Source organism: Enterobacteriaceae endosymbiont of Donacia simplex (genome assembly GCF_012568645.1).
Lineage (GTDB): Bacteria > Pseudomonadota > Gammaproteobacteria > Enterobacterales > Enterobacteriaceae.
On sequence record NZ_CP046192.1, the window covers coordinates 371699 to 393198 of the forward strand.

Sequence of the window (21500 nt, forward strand, 5' to 3'; positions counted from 1 at the left end):
AGTTAATATCAATTATTAACTAATACTATTAAATATAGTATGATTAATATCACTCCTAAATATATTGATGATATATACCAACGAATATATCCATTTTGACTTATTAATATTATATTTCCTATTTGATTTATTGTTTTTATTGTTAATAAATCTATAAATCTAGAAATAGGATCATTTTTTATAATTAATAATATTTTTTTAAAAATATCTACAAAAACTTTTTTATAAATAAAATCTATATAACAACCATTTAAAAAAAAATTATTTATAAAAGAAAATCTATAATAATATTTATTATTAAAATTATTTTTTTGAAAATAAAATATATATAATATAAAACTAATAATAAATATTATTATAGATGTAATTTCTAATATATGATTATAATTATTATTAATTAACAATATTTTATTAGGTAATAAAATACTATTTTTTATCGGTAAAAATTTTATCCCTATATAACTAGAAAATATACTTAATATTATTAATGGAAAATTATGTGTAATTTTATTTTTACCTTTGTTAACAGGTAAAATATGATTTTTACCATAAAAGATAATATAAATCATACGTATAGTATATAAAGAAGTAAAAATACTACCTATTATACTAATAATAAATAAAATTATTTGTTTATTTATTAAAATTTCATACAATATTTTTTCTTTTGTAAAACTACTCATTGTTATAAAAGGAAAAGATGCTAAAGATATAGAACCGAATAAAAAACAATAATATATAAAAGGAAGATATTTTTTTATTCCTCCTAATTTAAATATATTTTGTTCATTATTACATGAAGTAATAATTGATGCTGTACATAAGAAAAGTAATGCTTTAAAAAAAGCATGTGATACTACATGAAATAAAGCAGCATGAAATGAATGAATTCCAAGAGCTAAAAACATATATCCAATTTGACTCATAGTTGAATAAGCTAAAATACGTTTTATATTATTTTGAATTAATGCAGACCAACCAGCTGATAATAGTGTTATTGATCCAATAATACTAGTTAAAAAAAGTATATTATTATTCATTAAAAATAATAAATCATTACGTAATATTAAATAAATTCCAGCTGTAACCATAGTTGCTGCATGTATAAGTGAAGATACAGGTGTTGGACCAACCATAGCATCTATTAACCATGTATTTAATGGGAATTGAGCCGATTTTCCTAATGCTCCTATAATTAACATTATAGCAATTATTTTTAAATAATATGATTTATAATAAATATAAGAAGATGTTATTAAATATGATATTTCTGAAAAATTTAGAGTATTAAATATTTTAAATATTAAAAAAATACCAATAATTAAAAAAATATCACTAAAACGAGTTATTAAAAAAGCTTTTATAGCAGATAATCCATTTAATGTTTTTTTATAAAAAAAACCTATTAATAAATAAGAACATACTCCTACACCCTCCCAGCCGAAAAACATTAAAATAAAATTATCAGCTAATATTAATAATATCATATTAGCTATAAATAAATTAGTATATGCAAAAAATCTAGAGTATCCTTCTTTATTTTTCATATACCAAATTGAAAAAATATGTATGAAAAAACCTATCCATGTGGTAAGAATTAACATAATTAATGATAATTTATCTAAATATAAAGAAAAATTAATATATAAATTATCAATTTTTAATATTTCCCATAAATCTTGTTTATATAATAAAATATTATTTTTAGTAAAAATATATCCTATAATTAGTGTACAAAATGCACTTATTCCTATAAAACTAACTCCAATAATTGAAATTTGATTTTTATTAAAATAATTTGAAAACAATGATAATATTAAAAAACTAATTAATGGCATTAAAAAAATTAAAAAAATAAATTTCATCCATTCATCTCACTAATTGAATCAACATTAATATTATTTTTATAATAATATAATTTTATTAATAAAATTAAACTTATACATGTTTCTATTGCTGATATACTAATTGATATTATATACATAATTTCTCCTTCCGTTTGTTTCCAATAATTACCAGAAATTATACATGATAATGCTGAGGCATTTATCATGATTTCAGTACAAATTAAAATATACAACATATTATTTCGAATTATTGTCCCTGTTAATCCAATAATAAATATTATTATTATAAGTATTAAAACATAATATAAAGGTATCATTTTTATATTCTTCTTTTATTTTTTACAATTTAACATTATTTTTTTATTATTCTTTTATTGTACCTATATGTAAAACAATAATTATACCAGATAATAAAAGTATTGATATTAATTCAATAATTATTTTATAATGTGTAAATAAATTTACTCCTATATCAATTATATTAATAAAATTCATAATAATATATTTTTGATTATATAAATTTTTTAAAATATAAAATATTAATATTAAAAATAACAAATTAATAAGAAATATAGTAATTAAAAATAACATTTTTTTAAATAAAAAATTTTTTTCTTCTAATTCAATATTTTTATAATTTAAGAACATTAAAACAAATATAAATAAAATAACGATAGCTCCTGCATAAATAATAATTTCTAATGAACCTGCAAAATAATCTCCTAAAATAAAAAATATACATGACATTGAAATTAGCGAAATTAAAAAATATAATAATGTATAGATAGGATTAATACTAATAATAATTAAAAATGTAAAAATTATAGATATACCTCCTAAAATATAAAATATGATTTCCATATAAAATACCTTTTTTAAAATTTAAATTATGGTAATATATTTTTTATATCTACTTCGATATTTGAATATTTATCCTTTTTATTACGATTATGTTGTATATCAACTCCTGAAATATCATAAAAATTATATTTTAAATATTTTCCTTGATTATTTATTAATAAATCATTTTTTTCATAAATTAAATCCTTTCTATTAAATTCACATAATTCAAAGTCTGGAATTAATTGTATTGCTCCTGTAGGACAGGATTCTTCACAAAATCCACAAAAAATACATCTAGACATGTTAATTCTAAAAAATTTCGGATAAGATCTACCATTTTTATTTATTCCTTTTTGTAAAGTTATACAACTAACTGGACATGAAACAGCACAAAGATTACAAGCGACACAACGTTCATTATTATTTGAATCAGATGTTAATATAATTCTTCCTCTATATCTTGGTGGTAAATAAACTTTTTCTTCTGGATACATTATAGTTTCTCTTTTATTAAAGAGATTCATAAATACTAAAAAAATACTTCTTATTTGACTAATTAATGCAATAAAAAAATTTTTTATTTTCATGATTATTTTCAAATATAATTATTTTAATACTACAAAAAATGCAGTAATGATAAGATTAATTAATGTTAATGGTAAACATATAAACCAACTAAAATACATTACGTTATCATAACGGGGCCTAGGTAATGATGCTCTTATTAAAAAAAATAATATTATAAAAATAATAGTTTTTCCTATATACCATATAATAGGAGGTAAAAAGGGACCTAACCATCCTCCAAAAAATAAAATTACAATTAAAGAAGATAATACTATTATATTAATATATTCTCCTACAAAAAAAAGGCCAAATTTCATTCCAGAATATTCAATATGATAACCATCAATTAGTTCTTGTTCTGCCTCTGGTTGATCAAAAGGATGTCTATGGCATAATGCAATAGAAGCTATAAAAAACGATATAAAACCAAAAAATTGAGGGATTATATTCCAACAATTTTTATATTGATAATAAACTATATCAAAAAGGTTAAAAGAACCTGTTTGACATATAATCCCCATTACTGATAAACCTAAGAAAATTTCATAACTTATTATTTGTGCAACACCTCTAATTGAACCTAGTAAAGCATACTTATTACAACTAGATAATCCTGCAAATAAAATAGAATAAATTGAAATACTAGCCATCATAAAAAAAAAAAGTATTCCAATATTTAAATTAGATATCATTAATTGAGGAGTAATTGGTAATATAGCAAATACAGATAATAATGTATTAAAAGCTATAATTGGTGCAATATTAAATAATATTTTATTTGAAAAATTTGGTGTCCAGTCTTCCTTAAAAATAATTTTTATCATATCTGCTAATATTTGTAAACATCCATATAATCCAACTCTATTAGGACCATAACGATTTTGAAATAAAGCTAATATACGCCTTTCAGCAAAACTTAAGAAAGCACCACTTATTATTAATAATAATAATATTAATATTGTCTTTAATAAATAAATTATTTTTATAGAATTTAAAAAAGAAAATAAAATCATTTTAATACCTTTATTTTTTCAATAGTTTTTCCTAAAAAAGATAATGGAATTTTTTTTACCCCTAATGGGATACTAATAAATCCTTGATGTAAAAATTCTGAAATACATGCTTTTAATATAAAAAAATTATTTAAACAATGTAACTCAATTAAATTATTATCTAAAATTTCTAATTTTTTAGCATCTTTTTTATTTAAAAAAACATAATGATTAGGAAAATATTTTTGTATTAAAGGAGATTTTTGTATTAAACTATTACTATGAAATAAAGTATAATGTGATATAATTATTAATTTATTAGATAAAACAAATTCATAATTATAATTATCTTTTTTTATTTTTACTATATAATGTTTTTTTCTAAAAATTTTAAATCCTGTAGATCCGTATTTTGATGAAACTCCTATTTCTTTTTGAAATTTATGTAATGATTGCGAAGAATTCCATCCAGGAGACCATAAAAATGGTATATGTTTACAATTAATATTTGAGTTATAATTTCCTTCCATAGAAAAATTAAAAATAGTATCGTTATCTTCTGGTTGCTGTGGTTCATGTATATTTATATTAGATAATATTGATGTTCTTCCACTATATCTAGCAGGAGATCTTGCAAATTTTCTATTATATATTTTATAAGTAGAATTAGGTGATGCTAAACTGATACCATTTAATATTGGAATATATTTTTCACATTTTTTAATAATATCATCTAAAGTAATTTTATTATTTAAATTTTTTAATTTTGCATAAATTTTATATATCCATTTCCAACTAGATTTTCTATCATTTTTTTTATTATAAAAAGAAGGTTTATATACTTGAAAAAATCGTTGTGCTCTACACTCATTATTAATTACAGTACCATTACTTTCTATAAAATTTGATACTGGTAATATTATATGAGCTTTTTTCATAGTTTTAGTAAAAATATGATCTAAAACAATTATATTCGAAATTTTTGAAAAAAAATTATTTAATTTATTTTTTTCTTCATAAAAATATAAATCATTTTCCATAATAATAATTGTATCTATATTAAAATTATTAGATTTACTTTTTATAAATAGATCACATAAAGACTTACCTTTAATTAAATTAACTCCCATACTATTTACTTTATTTAATACATAAAATAAGCCTACATTTTTTTTTTTTTCTTTTAATGCTTGTGCTATAGCATAAGATGCAGCAATTAGTTCTATAGAACTAGCTCCAGTTCCAGAAATAATTAAAGGTTTTTTAGCATTTAATAATATTTCTTTTATTTTTAAAAGTTTATTTTTTAATTTTTTATCATTTAAAGAAAAATTAATATTATTATTCTTAATATAATTAGCTAATATAAAAGCAAATTTAGATTGATTAGAGGTAGGTGCATAATAATTCCAGAAGGAAATATCATCTAATAATGTTTTGTCATTACTTGTGATAATTAATGGATTAATAGATTGATTTCTTAAATTCAAAATTGCATCAAAATTCCAATAAGGAATTTTTTTATTTGTTTTAATATCTAAATTATTTTTTACAGCTTGTCTTACCGCTAAAGCTGCTCTAGGATTAGTATTAGTTAAATCTTCTCCTAATATTAAAATAGCATCATAATCTTCTATTTCAGATAATGTAGGAAAATATATATTTTTATTTTGTAATATTTTAATAATATAATTAATTTGTTCTTGTTCATTTTTTAAAATACCTAAATAAAAATTATTTTTTCCAACTAATTTTTTCAAAATAAAATTACTTTCTATACTAGCTCTAGGTGAGCCAATACCAACTATTTTTTTTGATTTTGATATTAAATTAGCAATTTTTTTAATAATTTTTTTATCATTTAAAATAAATTTTTTATTATTTTTATAATATATTATTTTAATAGGATTATTTTTTAAAAAAATATATCCATAACCAAAATAACCTCTGTCACAAAGAAAGTAATGATTTATTTTTTCATGAAATCTATTTTGGATACTAGATAATTGTCCATAACGTTCTCCTATAGAAATATTACATCCTAACGAACAATGTTGACAAATACTGGGAGCGTACTGAAGATCCCATTTTCTTGCATAATTTGTATTATATGTTTTATCAGTAAAAACTCCAGTTGGACATATTTCAATTAAATTTCCAGAAAAAGGATTTTTTAATTTACCATCTAAATATCTACCAAAGTAAATATTATCTTTTGAACCAAAAACATTAAAATCTTTCCCATCTGAATAATTTTTATAAAATCTTAAACAACGATAACATGTAATACAGCGATTCATTGTATGTGATATAAATGGACCTAAATATTGATTTTTATATTTTCTTTTAGTAAAATTATACCTACGTATATTATGTCCTGACATAACAGTCATATCTTGTAAATGACAACTACCTCCTTCATCACATACAGGACAATCATGTGGATGATTTAACATTAATAATTCAATATTTTTTTTACGAAAATTAATTGAATCTTTATCATTAATTAATATATATGAATTTTTTATAGGAGAAGACATACAGGACATAATTATTTGTCCATTTTTTTTAAAATTATCATATTGTTTTATTGCACATTGACGACATGAACCTATACTACCTAAAATTGGGTGCCAACAAAAATACGGTAAATTAAAACCTAATGATAAACATATTTTTAATAAATTATCTTTTTCATTAACTTTATATAATTGACCTTCTATATTAATATTAATCATAATATAAATTCCATAATATTATTTTAGTATATATCAATACTCTAATTTAGAAATATGATAAATAAATATTTTATATAAAAATTTTATTTAGCAATACCAGATTCAAACTCATGTAAAAAATATTTTAATGCACTATTTAAAGGTTCCATTGCACCTGGTGCATGTGCACAAAAAGAACCTCCATTTGTTAATTGTTGACTTATTTCTTTAAGAAGAGAAATATCTCTTTTAGAACCTCTTTTTTTTTCTAAATTATCTAATATTTTAACAATCCAGGGTAAACCTTCTCTACAAGGAGTACAAAAACCACAAGATTCTCTTGCAAAAAAAATTTCTAAATTTTTTATTAAAGATAAAATATTAATGCTATTATCTATAGCTAAAGATATACCTGTTCCTAATCTACTACCTGCTTTACTAATATTTATAAAATCCATCGGTAAATCTAAATGATTTTTTGTTAATAGGCCAGTTCCTGCTCCACCTGGTTGCCATGCTTTAAATATAAAACCTTTTTTCATTCCTCCTGCATACTTTTCTAGAATTTCTCTAGCAGGTATACCAAAAGGTAATTCCCATAATCCAGGATTTTTTACATTTCCAGAAAAACCTAACATTTTTGTACCAGTATCATATTTACTTCTAGATATTTTTTTATACCAATCAGGACCGTATTTTATTATACCAGGTATATTAAATATAGTTTCAACATTATTAATACATGTTGGTTTACCCCATAAACCAACTATAGCTGGATATGGAGGTTTAAATCGTGGATTTGCACGTTTACCCTCTAAAGAGTTAATTAATGCTGTTTCTTCTCCACATATATATCTTCCAGCTCCTATATGAAGATATAAATCAAAATTAAAATTACTATTTAATATATTTTTACCTAAAAAATTAAAACTATAAGATTCCTTTATTGCTATATTTAAAATATTTAAACAATTTATATATTCCCCTCTTAAAAAAATATATCCTTTATTAGCCTGAATAGCAAAAGCACTAATTATTATACCTTCTATTAATTGATGAGGAATATGTTCTATTAAAAAACGATCTTTATATGTTCCAGGTTCCATTTCGTCGGCATTACATAAAAAATAACGAATTTCTTTATTATGTTTTTTAGGAGGTATTAAACTCCATTTTAATCCAGTATAAAATCCTCCACCTCCTCTACCTTTTAATTTTGATTTTTTAATAATATTTATTATATTTTGAGGAGTATTTTTTAATAAACTATTTTTTAAACTTTGATAACCATCTTGTTTTATATATTTTTTTAAAAATATTGTTTTATTTTTATTAATACGCCATGTTAGAGGATGTGTTTCCGGATTGGGATTTATGATTTTCATTAATATAATTATCCAATATTTGATTTATATAATTAATAGATAATGAAGTATAAATTTTTTCATTAATCATTATAACAGGACTATTTTCACAATGTCCTAAACAACATATAGGTATTAGAGTAAATAATTTATCAGAAGTTGTTTGTCCTGGTTTAATATGTAATTTATTTTCAATATATTTTAATATTTTTTCATATTTTGTTATATAACAAACAATACTATCACAATATTTAATAACGTATTTTCCTACTGGTGATCTAAAAATTTGACTATAAAATGTAGCCACACTATCAATTTCAGAAGGATTTATATTTAAAATATTAGAAATAATAATAATAATATCATCAGATATCCATCCATATTTTTTTTGAAAAAATATTAATATTTCAATAATAGCCGCATTATTATATTCATAATGATTTTTAATTTTATTAATTATTTTAAATTCTTCTTTACTTAAAGATATATTATTAATTATTTTTTTCATAAAATTATATTTTAACGGTCTACATCAGACATAACAAAATCAATACTTCCTAAGTATGTAATTAAATCTGATATTAGACTACCTTGAATGACAGATGGTATTTGTTGTAAGTGAGGAAAACTAGGTGTTCTAATTCTAGTTCGATAACTCATCGTACTACCATCACTAATTAAATAATAACTATTAATTCCTTTAGTAGCTTCAATCATTTGAAATGCTTCATTAGCAGGTATTAATGGTCCCCAGGATACTTGAACAAAATGATGGATTAAAGTTTCTATATGGTTTAACATTTTTTCTCTAGGAGGTGGTGTTGTTAAAGGATGATTAACTTTATATTCCCCTTCAGGCATATAATTTAGACATTGTTTTATAATATGTAAACTTTGCCAAATTTCTTCAAATTTTAATAAAATTCTTGAATAACAATCACTAATATTATTACCTATAGGAATATCGAAATCAAAGTTTTCATATCCAGAATAGGGACGCCATTTACGAACATCAAAATTTAATCCAGTAGCTCTTAAACCAGTTCCAGTAATCCCCCAAGATATTGCTTCTTTCTGATTATAAAATGCTATATTTTTAGATCTAGATATTAAAATACTATTTTGTAGTGCTACTTTTTTATATATATTTAACCTTTTAGGTAACCAATTTAATAATTTTTTTATTAAAATATTCCATCTATTGGGTAGATCTTGTGCTAAACCTCCGATTCTAAACCATGCAGGATGCATTCTAGCTCCTGTAATAGCTTCAATTATATCATATATTTTTTGTCTATCGGTAAAAACTAAAAATATAGGAGTCATTATACCTAAATCTTGCATAAAAGTAGATAAACAAAGTAAATGGCTATTAATACGAAATAATTCAGATAACATTATTCTAATAACTTTAATTCTATCTGTTATAATAATATTAGCTAATTTTTCAATTGCAAGGATATAAGGCATTTCGTTTATACAACCGCCTAAGTATTCAATACGATCGGTATATGGTATATATGTATGCCATGTTTGTCTTTCTGCTATTTTTTCAGCTCCTCTATGATGATATCCAATTTCAGGTATACATTGTATAATTTCTTCTCCAGATAATTGTAATATTATTCTAAAAGCTCCATGTACTGAAGGATGATTTGGACCTAAATTAAGATACATATAATCATTTAATTTATTTTTTATAGGTAAATTATAATCTTCTGGTTTAAACTCAGTAGATTTAATATCTTTTTTATATTTTTTTTTTGTTAATATATAAGGAATGGATTCAGTAGCTCGTGAAGGAAAATCCTTACGTAAAGGATAACCATTATTCCAATTTTTAGGTAATAAAATATGTGATAAAGAAGGATGATTAATAAAATTAATTCCGAACATTTCCCAAATTTCTCTTTCATACCAATTAGCATTTTGAAAAAAATTTGTAATAGTATTAATATTTAAAAATTTTTCTTTTAGAGGAATTTTTATAATAATATCAGAATTTCTATTAATAGATATTAAATGATAAAATAATGAAAAATCCATTTTTTTCATTAGTTTAAATTTATTAAAATGTAATCTTTCATCTATACCATGCATATCATATAACATATTATATGGATTTTTTATTTCTGAAAAAAATTTTATAAATTTTATTAAATCATTTGATCTAATCCAAATAGTAAATGGAATTTTATTATTAAGATTATTTTGTATAATAAAATCTTTAAAATTAAATTTTTTATTTAACTCACCTATAATAGGTTCTGTATTTTTCTGAGAAAAAGATTTATTATGTATATCTCCTATTTTCTTAATTACATTATCAAAAACGTTATTCATATTCATAAATAGACCTTATTATAAATATTTTTTAATACTATATATTTTTTATTGATTTAAATTTAATATTTTTATCATTAAAATGTTTCTTTGATGATTTTTTAAATCTAGCTTTATAAATACCTTGATCTCCTATAACCCAAGATAATGGACGTCTTTCATAATTTATAGCTTTTTGTAATAATAATAATGCTTGTATATATGATTCTGGTCTAGGAGGACATCCTGGAATATAAATATCTACAGGTAAAAATTTATCTACTCCTTGAACTACAGAATATATATCATACATTCCTCCAGAATTAGCACAAGATCCCATTGAAATTACCCATTTAGGTTCTAACATTTGATCATATAACCTTTGTATGATAGGAGCCATTTTTAAAAAACATGTTCCTGCTATTACCATAAAATCAGCTTGTCTAGGAGATGCTCTTAAAACTTCTGAACCAAATCTTGAAATATCATTAATAGATGTAAACGAAGTAGTCATTTCAACATAACAACAAGATAGTCCAAAATTATAAGGCCATAAAGAATTTTTTCTACCCCAATTAATAATTTTATTTGTAATTTTTTTTAAATTACCTAAAAAAATATTTTTACTAATTTGATCATTTAAAGGATCTATATCAATATTTTTTTTTTTTTCTAAAGGGTAACTTTTTTTATTATTTTTAATTTTATTTAGAATAAATTTCATTTTAGTATATATATATTTTTTTTATATAATTAAATATTTTTATATTTCCAATTTAAAGCTTTCATTTTAAATAAATAAAATAAAGTAATTAAAATAGTAAAAATAAAAAAAATTCCTTGAAGAAAACTTTCTAATTTTATTATTTTAATAGTAACAGACCATAAATATAAATATAAAGATTCAATATCAAATATAATAAAAAATATTGCTATTAAATAATAATTAATATGTATTTTCATTTGAGTATTACCATAAGAGTAAACACCTGATTCAAATGGTATCTGTTTATCTAAACCGTATGAACGTCCTCCTAAAAATGAGGAAATAAATATCATTAAAGAACTAATAATTATCGCAAAAACTTGAAATATTATAAAATATTGAGGATTATATATTAATTTATTTATTATCATAATTAATTTCTTTTTTTATAAGAATATATTTATATCACGTAATTTTGTATTAAAAATTTTTTTAAATAAGAAAAATTATTAGATAATTTGTAAGATAGATTTTTTTTTTCTAAACAATGAATTAAAATATTAGGTAATAATATTTTTTGATGTAATGTTTTATAAATATAATCTTGAAATTTAGCTGGGTGAGCAGTACCAAGAAATATATTAAATGTATCTTTTTTTAAAATTTGTTTTTTTAATGCACAAAAACTTACAGCTGAATGTGGTTCTAAAATATATTTATATTGATTATAAAAATTTATTATTGTATTAGTTGTTTGTATATCTGTAATTGGGAAAGACTCTAATTTTTTTAAATTCCAATTATTTTTGTTAAAAATTTCTATAATTCTAGGCCAATTATTAGGAATACTAACATCCATTGCATTAGATAATGTTGGTATTGTTTTCTTAGGTTTCCAATATCCTTTTTTTAAAAATCTAGGTATTGTATCATTGATATTAGTTGCAGCAATAAACTTATGTATAGGTAACCCCATTGTTTTAGCTATTAATCCAGCTGTTAAATTACCAAAATTACCACTAGGAATTGAAAATACTATTTTATTTTTTCTTTGATTTAAAGGAATTTGTGAAAAAGCTTCAAAGTAATAACATGTTTGTGCTATTAATCTACTAATATTAATTGAATTTGCAGAATTTAAATATAATAATTTTTTAAGTTCTTTATCATTAAATACTTCTTTTATAAGTTTTTGGCAATCATCAAAATTACCTTTAATTGCAATTGTTTTTATATTATTTCCTAATGTACAAAATAATTTTTCTTGTAAAATAGAAATTTTTTGATAAGGATATAATATCACAACTTCAATATTTTTCATTTTATAAAAAGCATGAGCAACAGCAGCACCAGTATCACCAGAAGTAGCAGTTAAAATAATAATTTTTTTTTCTTTATTAAAAAAATTTAACATTTGTGCCATAAAACGTACACCAAAATCTTTAAATGCTAAAGTAGGTCCATGGAATAATTCTAAACAGGCAAGATTTTTATCAATTAAATTTAATAATATTGGGAAATTAAATGCTTTAGTTATTTTTATTTTTAATTCATCTAATAAAATTTCTTTTTTATTTAAAAATAATGAAATTATATAATTACTTCTATCTATAAAATTAAGTTTTAATATATTTTTAATTATTTTATTATTTAGTTTTGGTATATTTATAGGAAAAAATAAACCTTGTTTTTTACCTAAACCTTTTTTTAAAGCTTGACTAAAATTTTTTTTTTCTTCATGATAATTAAGATTATAAAATTTCATTTTTGCTCCATAATTTGAGTACCTATATTATTAATTTTACATATATAAACAAATCCTGTATTATTTTTTAAATAATTTTTTTTAAACCAATCGACCATATTATAAGCAATATTTAAATTATTAAAAATACTAAAAACTGTAGGTCCTGATCCTGAAATTCCGTAACTTAATGCACCTAATTTTTTTGCTGTATAAGAAATTTTTTCAAAGTTGGGTATAAAAGATTTTCTATATGGTTCAGCAATAAAATCTTTCATTAATTTTGATGCTAACAATTCTTGTTTTGTATGACTAGCATTAATAAACCCTGCTAAATATTGACTTTGTTTAATAAAAATTTCTTTTTTATATAATTTCGGTAAAACTTTTCTAGAATAAAAAGTAGATAATTTAATTCCCGGATATGCTATAACCCAGAACCAATTTTTAAAAATTGGGATATTTTGAATAATTAAATTATTTTTATTAATAATTAATATTAATTTCATTCCACCTAATAAACAAGGAACAATATTATCATAATGTATATTACCAGATAATAATCCTTCCAATTCTCCCATTAATTTTAATAAATCAATATTATTTAGTGGATTATTACAAAATAAATTTATTGCTTTTAAACAAGCAACAATTGAACAAGCACTAGAACCTAATCCTGATGCTACAGGAATATTTTTTTCTAAAATTATTTTTACAGGAATTTTTTTCCCAATTTTCTTACAAAATTTTGTCCAACAATGAAAAATAATATTTTCATGATTATTTTTTGGTAAATCATTAAAAAAAAGACCTTTATTAATTAAAATAAATTTTTTAGATGAAGAAATTGTTATAAAATCTCCTAGAAAACCTTTATCAACTCTTGATAATGCTATTCCTAAAGTATCAAAACCTACATTTATATTTCCAATTGAAGCAGGAGAATAAATTTTAATCATAAATAATAATTCCTTATAATTTAATTAAATTAAACGTAATAAATCATTTAAAACTCCTGCTGCAGTAACATTATTTCCTGCACCATATCCTCTTAAAATTAACGGATATGGTTGATAATAATTTGTATAAAAAGCGAAGGAATTCTCTCCATTTTTTATTTTAAAAAAAGGATGATTATTATCAATTTGTATAATTTTTACTTTACATTCACCTTGTGAATTTATACTACCTATATAACGTAATACTTGATTATTTTTTTTTGCTTCTTGAATTTTTTTTGTATAAATTATATCTAATTCTGATAAAGAATTGAAAAATTCTGTAAGAGATTTTTTTTTATTAAATGTATTAGGTATAATTGATTCAATCATAATATCATTTAATTCTATATTTAAGCCAATTTCTCTAGCTAATATAAGTAATTTTCTAGCTACATCTGTTCCAGAAAGATCCGATCTTGGATCTGGTTCTGTAAAACCCATTTCTTTAGCCATAATTATTGATTTTGATAAAGTAATTCCTTCTTCTAATTTACCAAAAATAAATGAAAGTGAACCTGATAAAATTCCAATAAAATTATTAATTTTATCACCTATTTTTATTATATTTTGTAATGTATTAATTACTGGTAATCCAGCACCAACATTAGTTTCATAATAAAATTTTAAATGTAATTTATTTGCTGTTAAACGTATTTTTTTATAATATTCTATTGTAGAAGAGTTTGCTTTTTTATTAGTAGCAATTATATTAAAACCACGATATAAAAAATCTATATACTGATCTGCAATTATTTGTGAAGAAGTACAATCAACAATTACAGGATTAATAAATTTATATTTTTTAAATTTATTTAATAAATTTTTTATTGTATTATTATCATTAGTATTAGTACCACTATTAATTTCTTTTTTCCAATTTTTAATATCAATACCATTTATATTAAATAAAAAACCTTTTGTATTAATAATACTACAAATTTTTAAATTAATATTTTTATTTTTAAAATAATATTTATTTTGATTAATTTGTTTTAATAAAGTATTACCAATACCTCCAGTACCTATTATAAAAATTTCTAATATTTTTCCCTTATTTAATAATATTTGATGTGCTATTTTTATAATATTTTTTGCATATTTTTCTTTTATAGCAACAGTAATATAATTTTGAAAAATATTTTGCGATACAGTAAATATTTTTGTATTTGTTATTTTAAAAATATTAAAAAAATTAGAAATTAGACTTGTAGAATAATTAATATTATTATCAACTAATGTAATTAATGATAATTCTTTAATTACTTTAATTGATTTAATTAAATTATATTTAAATTCTAAATTAAACTCTTCTTTTAATGAAATATGTAAATTATTTAAATCTTGATCTAAAATTAAAATATTAATATTACAATCTTCTGAAGATTGAGTTATAAAATAAATAGATATTTCTAATTTAAATATAAAAAATAATATTCGTGATATAATATTTTTAATTTGTTTATTTTTATCACCACTAATATTTAACATCGATATATTTTTTAACTCAGTAATTCCTTTAATTTTAGGTAAGATATTTTTTTTTTTATCAAAATTACTAATTAAAGTTCCATTAGATTTTATATTCATTATATTTTTAATAATACAAGGTATACTATTTTTTAACATTGGTGCTAAAGTTTTATAATGAATAACTTTAGCTCCAAAATATGCTAATTTTATAGCTTCTTTATAAGTAATAAATTTTAATAAATGAGTATTTGATATTAAATTAGGATCAGCTGTATATATACCACTAACATCAGTCCAAATTTCACAACATTTAGCTTTTAAACAAACAGCTAATACTGCTGCTGAATAATCAGAACCATTTCTACCTAATAATACTGTTTCCTTTTTTTCATTAACAGCAGAAAATCCAGGCATTAATATTATATCAATATTTAATAAATTAATATTTTTAATATTTTTAAAAGTTAAATCAATATCTACTGTTGATTCTAAATAAGTTCCATAGGCTAATAAATATTTTTTAGGAGAAATTATAAATATTTTATATTTTTTTATTTTTAATAAACTTTCTAATAAAAGAATAGAAAACTTTTCACCTTGTGATAAAATTTTTGCTTTAATTATATTAGGACAATAATTAAGTAAACTAATACCATATAAAAGTTTTTCTATCTTATTAATAATTTTATTTATATTATAATTTATAATATAAATATCTAAATTTTTTATATTTTTTTTTAAATTATCAGTTAATTTTATAAAAAATTCTTGAATATAAGTTATATCTTTTTTATAATTTTTTTTTTTTATAGATTTTTCTATCATTTTTTCTAAAATATTTGTAATATTTGCTGGTGCAGACAAAACAACAGCTATTTTTTCATTCTTTAGATAAATTTTAATTATATTAATTATTAATAAAAATTTTTCTGCATTTTTTAAAGATGTACCACCAAATTTCAATACTCTCATATTGTTAAACCTACCTAAAATTTTAAAATATAAAAATATGAATAAATATATTTATAATTTTTATCAAATAAATATATAATAATGATTATATTATTTAAATCGAAATATTTGATTTATTTAAATTATTAAATAAATGAAGTTTTTTTATTTTAAATAAAATTTTAAAAAAAAGACTATAAATAGTTTAAAATACAAAATAATTTTATTTATATAAAATTATTATTTTTTATAATTTTAAATTTATTTACGCATATTATAACATGAATAATATATTATTAATTAAATAATTTAATAGTTTATATAAACATTTTTATAAAACTAAATTATTTTATTTTAAAAAAACATCTTTAATATTTTTTATATTTTTGTATAAAAAACCTTTTCCGCCTTTAACTGAAAAAAATTTTTTTAATTCTTGATATTTTAATTCAAATTCTTTATTACTTGTTTTTATACAAACTATAGAATTTTTATTTATAAGAAATATCCATTTTAGTTTATCTTTTTTTTGAATAAAATCTTTATTATTAATAAAAATTAATCTATTTCCTTTACCTCTAGAGAGTTTAGAAATTTCATTAATAGAAAATAATAAAAATTTACTTAAAAAAGATATAGCTAATATTTTAAAATTTTTATTTTTAATTACTAATGGTGGTAATATCTCAGCATTATCTGATAAATTAATAGATAATTTTCCATTTCTATTGCAAGCTATTAAATCATTAAATTTACAGATAAAACCATAACCAGAACTAGAAGAGAGAATTATTTCTTTATTATTAGACTCCATTAATAAACTTTTAATTATAGATCCTTGTGGAATATTTAATTTCCCATTTAAAGGTTCTCCTTGACTACGGGCAGCAGGTAAAGAAAAAGAATCAATACTATAACTACGTCCTTTTGAATCTAAAACTACTATGGTTTGATTTTTTTTTCCTTTTACTGAAATTAAAAAAGAATCTCCTGATTTATAATTTAAATTTAAAGGATCTATAGTATGACCTTTAGCACATCTGATCCATCCCATTTTAGATAAAATAATTGTAATAGGTTCACTTAAAATTAATTCAGATTCATTTAATAATTTTGCTTCTTTTCTTTTTTTAATAATTGAACGACGAGTATTTCCATAACTATTAGCAGATAATAAGATTTCTTTTTTTAAAAGTAAATTTATTTTTTTTTCTGAAAATAATATTTTTTCAATTTTTTTATGTTCTACTTCTAATTTTTTTTTTTCATTTATTAAATTTTTTTCTTCTACAAATGAAATAGAACGTAATTTAAAATTAAGTAATGTTTCTATTTGTATATCAGTAAGATTAAATTTTTTTTTAATAATAGAATGAGGATTTGGATTTACACGAATAATTTTTATAAAATTTTCTAAATGAGAATAGATTATTAATAGTCCTGTAATTATATGTAATCTTTTATTTATTTTTTTTAAATAAAAATTTAAACGTTTTTTTACTATTTTTTTTCTAAATAAAATCCATTCTGATAATATTTCTATTAAATTTTTTACAGCAGGCTTATTGTCTAAACCTATCATATTTAAGTTAATACGATAACTTTTTTCTAAATCAGTAATAAAAAATAAATGATACATAATTTGTTCAATTTTTAAATAATTAAAATTATTACGAATTACTATAACTATTCTAGTAGGATTTTCATAATCAGATTCATCTCTTATTTCTTCAATCATTGGTAATTTTTTATTTCTCATTTGTGTTGTAATTTGTTCAATAATACGTATTCCAGAAATTTGATATGGTAATGATGTAATAATTACTGTATTATCTTGTATTTGCCATACTGATCTTAATTTGATAGAACCTCTACCTTTTTCATATATTTTATAAATTTCATTTTTAGGTGTTATAATTTCACTCCCAGTAGGAAAATCTGGACCTTGAATAATATTTAAAATTTCATTTAATTTAATTTTAGGATAATCAATTAATTTTATTATAGCATTAGATATTTCTTTAATATTATGGGGAGGAATATCTGTTGCCATTCCTACTGCTATTCCTGTTGATCCATTTAAAATTATATTTGGTAAACATGCTGGTAATATTTTAGGTTCTAATAATGTTCCATCAAAATTAGGTATAAATTTTACAGTACCTTTTTCTACTTCATTTAATAATATATCGGAATATTTTGCTAAACGAGACTCTGTATATCTCATTGCAGCAAATGATTTAGGATCATCTTGAGAACCCCAATTTCCTTGACCTTCTATTAAAGGATATCTATAAGAAAAAGGTTGTGCCATTAAAACCATTGCTTCATAACAAGCTGCGTCTCCATGAGGATGATATTTACCAATAACATCACCAATCGTTCTAGCTGATTTTTTAAATTTACATGATGATTTTAATCCTAATTCAAACATAGCATATATAACTCTTCTCTGTACTGGTTTTAATCCATCCCCAATATGGGGTAATGCTCTATCAGAAATTACGTAGATAGAATAGTTTAGATAAGCATGTTCTGCAAATTTATCTAATAATATTGATTCTATTATATTTTTTTTTATTAATTTACTCATTTATTACCTTCTAAATATAATTTTATATAAAATATATGTTTTTTATTATAAAGAAACTTTATGATATTTTAACTATCAAATAATAAAATTTATATTTAAATTTTAATTATTAAATTGAATATTAAAGAATAAATATGTTATTTTTATGCAATAATATTTTTATTTTGGATATTTTATTATGCAAAAAATTTATTTTAAAAATAAAAGATATTTAATAACTCCAAAAGAATTAAAAGACACATTACCAATTTCTCATGAAATAAAAAAAAATATATTAACTTCACGTTCAATTATATCAAATATTATTTCAGGTAAAGATTATAGATTATTAATCGTTTGTGGACCTTGTTCTATTCATAATATTGACGAAGCAATAGAATATAGTAAGTATTTAAAAAAAATATTTTCTAAAATTAGTCATAATATATATCTTGTAATGAGAGTATATTTTGAAAAACCGAGAACAATTTTAGGATGGAAAGGATTAATAAATGATCCATATATGGATTATTCTTTTAATATAAATAAAGGATTATATTTAGCACGTAAATTACTAATAAAATTAGTTAAAAATAATATTCCATTAGCTACAGAAATTTTAGATCCTAATACATTAAAATATCTTGATGATCTTTTAAGTTGGATAGCGATTGGAGCACGTACAGTTGAATCACAAATACATAGAGAAATAGCTTCTTCAGTTAATATACCTGTAGGTTTTAAAAATAATATAAATGGTAATATTATTTCTGCTATAAATGCAATTCAAGCTTCTTCTATAGAACATCATTTTATGAGTATAGATAAAAATGGTAAAATTTGTATTATTGATACTAAGGGAAATAAAAATTGTCATCTTATTTTAAGAGGAGGACAAAAACCTAATTATTATAAATCTGATATAATAAAATGTGAAAAATATTTACTAAAATTAAAATTAAAACCTAAAATAATGATAGATTGTAGTCATGGTAATTCTAATAAAGATTTTAAAAAACAAATTTTAGTTATTAATTCAATAATTTCTCAAATTAAAGAAGGAAATAATTCTATTATGGGAATCATGATAGAAAGTTACATTAATGAAGGAAATCAAATTTTAAGTATTAATAATTATAAAAAATTAAAATACGGTATATCAATTACAGATGGATGTATAAGTTTACAAACAACAAAAACTATTTTATATAAAATAAGTGATGAATTAAATTCAATACTTAAAATACGTTCAATATAAAATAATATTAACAAAATATAATTATAAAAAAATATGTTAAATAAATTGAATTTATTACGTGATAAAATTGATATTTTAGATATAAAATTACTAGATATTTTATCAAAAAGATTAGAATTAGTAAAAAAAATAGGATTAATAAAAAATAAATACGGACTACCAATTTATGTACCAGAAAGAGAAAAATATATAATTAGTTTAAGAAAAAAAGAAGCAAAAAAAAAAGGAATATCTCCTAATTTTATTAAAGATATATTGTATCGTATAATTAATGAATCATATTTTTATGAAAAAACAAAAAAATTTAAAAAAATAAAACCTAATTTTACAGAAATATTAATTATTAGTCATAATAAAAAAATTAGTTATTTATTTAAAAAAATGTTAACTATAACTGGATATAATATTAAATATATAAAAGAAAAAAATTTAAATCTTAATAATATAAATTACTTATTTAAAAATATAGGAATGATTATTTTAGATATATCTAAAAGTTTTTTTGAAAAATTTGTTAATAAATTATTTCTTTTACCTAAAAACTGTATTTTAATTGATTTATCTCCTATAAAAGAAATATCTATAACAAAAATATTAAAAATATATAAAGGACCTGTTTTAGGTTTATATTATTTTTTTGATTATCAAAAAAATTTTTTATTTAAAGAATCTATAATATATTGTTATGGTCGTAAAAAAAAATATTACCTTTGGTTTTTAAAACAAATAGAAATTTGGGGATTAAAAATTGAATATATGAATTTAATAGAACATGATCAATATGTTTTTTTTATAGAATCATTAAAATATTTTTTTACATTAATATATAGTACTTTTTTAATAAAAACAAAGATATCATTTAATAAAATTTTAACTTTATACAAACCTATATCTTATTTAAATGTATTTATTTTAAAAAATTTTTTTTTAAAAAATCCAGAATTATATATAAATTTAATTACAGATTCAAAAAATAATATTGAAAATATTCAAAAACATTTAGATTATATTAATAATTTATCTTTTTTAATTAATGAAAAAAAAAGAATAAAAATAATTAATATTTTTAATAAAATTAATAATTTATTAATAAATAGTAAATAAATTTTTAAATTAAATATGAAATATATTTTAAATTAAAAATTT

17 protein-coding genes are annotated in these 21500 nt (G+C 20.0%); 2 read left to right on the forward strand and 15 right to left on the reverse strand.

From position 1 onward, the window contains the following. Positions 1 to 8 precede the first annotated feature (8 nt). The 15 genes from nuoL to parC form a co-directional block, all read right to left on the reverse strand. Positions 9 to 1865, reverse strand: a complete 1857-nt coding sequence (gene nuoL / locus GJU00_RS01840) for an NADH-quinone oxidoreductase subunit L (protein ID WP_168893605.1) — start codon at positions 1863 to 1865, stop codon at positions 9 to 11. After that, positions 1862 to 2164 carry an NADH-quinone oxidoreductase subunit NuoK gene (nuoK, locus tag GJU00_RS01845; protein WP_168893606.1) on the reverse strand — a complete coding sequence of 101 codons (303 nt, stop codon included), beginning with the start codon at positions 2162 to 2164 and terminating at the stop codon, positions 1862 to 1864. Before nuoK ends, nuoL begins: the two co-directional genes overlap by 4 nt. A 46-nt stretch (positions 2165 to 2210) precedes the next feature. Further along, the gene (locus tag GJU00_RS01850; RefSeq protein ID WP_168893607.1) at positions 2211 to 2708 is read right to left on the reverse strand and encodes an NADH-quinone oxidoreductase subunit J; all 498 of its coding nucleotides are present in this window, start codon (positions 2706 to 2708) and stop codon (positions 2211 to 2213) included. A 26-nt stretch (positions 2709 to 2734) separates the two neighbouring features. Further along, on the reverse strand, positions 2735 to 3277 hold the full coding sequence (gene nuoI, locus GJU00_RS01855; RefSeq protein WP_168893608.1) for an NADH-quinone oxidoreductase subunit NuoI: 543 nt from the start codon (positions 3275 to 3277) through the stop codon (positions 2735 to 2737). A gap of 18 nt (positions 3278 to 3295) precedes the next feature. Next, positions 3296 to 4270 (reverse strand): NADH-quinone oxidoreductase subunit NuoH, encoded by a 975-nt coding sequence (gene nuoH, locus GJU00_RS01860; protein ID WP_168893609.1) that lies wholly within the window; start codon positions 4268 to 4270, stop codon positions 3296 to 3298. Further along, positions 4267 to 6987, reverse strand: coding sequence for an NADH-quinone oxidoreductase subunit NuoG (gene nuoG, locus GJU00_RS01865; protein WP_168893610.1), 2721 nt, complete (start codon positions 6985 to 6987; stop codon positions 4267 to 4269). The genes nuoH and nuoG overlap by 4 nt, the downstream gene beginning before the upstream one ends. Before the next feature lie 83 nt (positions 6988 to 7070). Beyond that, positions 7071 to 8351: an NADH-quinone oxidoreductase subunit NuoF gene (nuoF, locus tag GJU00_RS01870; RefSeq protein ID WP_168893611.1), complete on the reverse strand. Its 1281-nt coding sequence runs from the start codon at positions 8349 to 8351 to the stop codon at positions 7071 to 7073. Then, positions 8299 to 8838, reverse strand: coding sequence for an NADH-quinone oxidoreductase subunit NuoE (gene nuoE / locus GJU00_RS01875; protein ID WP_168893612.1), 540 nt, complete (start codon positions 8836 to 8838; stop codon positions 8299 to 8301). Before nuoE ends, nuoF begins: the two co-directional genes overlap by 53 nt. Positions 8839 to 8849: 11 nt before the next feature. Further along, positions 8850 to 10673 (reverse strand): NADH-quinone oxidoreductase subunit C/D, encoded by a 1824-nt coding sequence (nuoC, locus tag GJU00_RS01880; RefSeq protein WP_168893613.1) that lies wholly within the window; start codon positions 10671 to 10673, stop codon positions 8850 to 8852. 37 nt (positions 10674 to 10710) lie between these two features. Then, positions 10711 to 11376 carry a NuoB/complex I 20 kDa subunit family protein gene (locus GJU00_RS01885; RefSeq protein WP_168893614.1) on the reverse strand — a complete coding sequence of 222 codons (666 nt, stop codon included), beginning with the start codon at positions 11374 to 11376 and terminating at the stop codon, positions 10711 to 10713. 29 nt (positions 11377 to 11405) lie between these two features. Then, entirely contained in the window at positions 11406 to 11789 is a 384-nt protein-coding gene (ndhC, locus tag GJU00_RS01890; protein WP_168893615.1) for an NADH-quinone oxidoreductase subunit A, read from the reverse strand. Positions 11790 to 11818: 29 nt separating this feature from the next. Then, on the reverse strand, positions 11819 to 13123 hold the full coding sequence (gene thrC / locus GJU00_RS01895) for a threonine synthase (RefSeq protein ID WP_168893616.1): 1305 nt from the start codon (positions 13121 to 13123) through the stop codon (positions 11819 to 11821). Further along, the gene (thrB, locus tag GJU00_RS01900) at positions 13120 to 14061 is read right to left on the reverse strand and encodes a homoserine kinase (RefSeq protein WP_168893617.1); all 942 of its coding nucleotides are present in this window, start codon (positions 14059 to 14061) and stop codon (positions 13120 to 13122) included. The genes thrC and thrB overlap by 4 nt, the downstream gene beginning before the upstream one ends. Before the next feature lie 24 nt (positions 14062 to 14085). Beyond that, the gene (gene thrA / locus GJU00_RS01905) at positions 14086 to 16545 is read right to left on the reverse strand and encodes a bifunctional aspartate kinase/homoserine dehydrogenase I (RefSeq protein ID WP_168893618.1); all 2460 of its coding nucleotides are present in this window, start codon (positions 16543 to 16545) and stop codon (positions 14086 to 14088) included. 328 nt (positions 16546 to 16873) lie between these two features. Beyond that, complete coding sequence (gene parC / locus GJU00_RS01910; RefSeq protein WP_168893619.1) at positions 16874 to 19117, reverse strand: DNA topoisomerase IV subunit A; 2244 nt, start codon at positions 19115 to 19117, stop codon at positions 16874 to 16876. A gap of 178 nt (positions 19118 to 19295) precedes the next feature. Here parC and GJU00_RS01915 point away from each other — a divergent pair, with 178 nt between their 5' ends. Together GJU00_RS01915 and tyrA are read left to right on the forward strand one after the other, a co-directional pair. Further along, positions 19296 to 20354, forward strand: coding sequence for a 3-deoxy-7-phosphoheptulonate synthase (locus GJU00_RS01915; protein WP_168893620.1), 1059 nt, complete (start codon positions 19296 to 19298; stop codon positions 20352 to 20354). Between the two features lie 33 nt (positions 20355 to 20387). After that, complete coding sequence (gene tyrA, locus GJU00_RS01920; protein WP_168893621.1) at positions 20388 to 21458, forward strand: bifunctional chorismate mutase/prephenate dehydrogenase; 1071 nt, start codon at positions 20388 to 20390, stop codon at positions 21456 to 21458. Positions 21459 to 21500 lie beyond the last annotated feature (42 nt).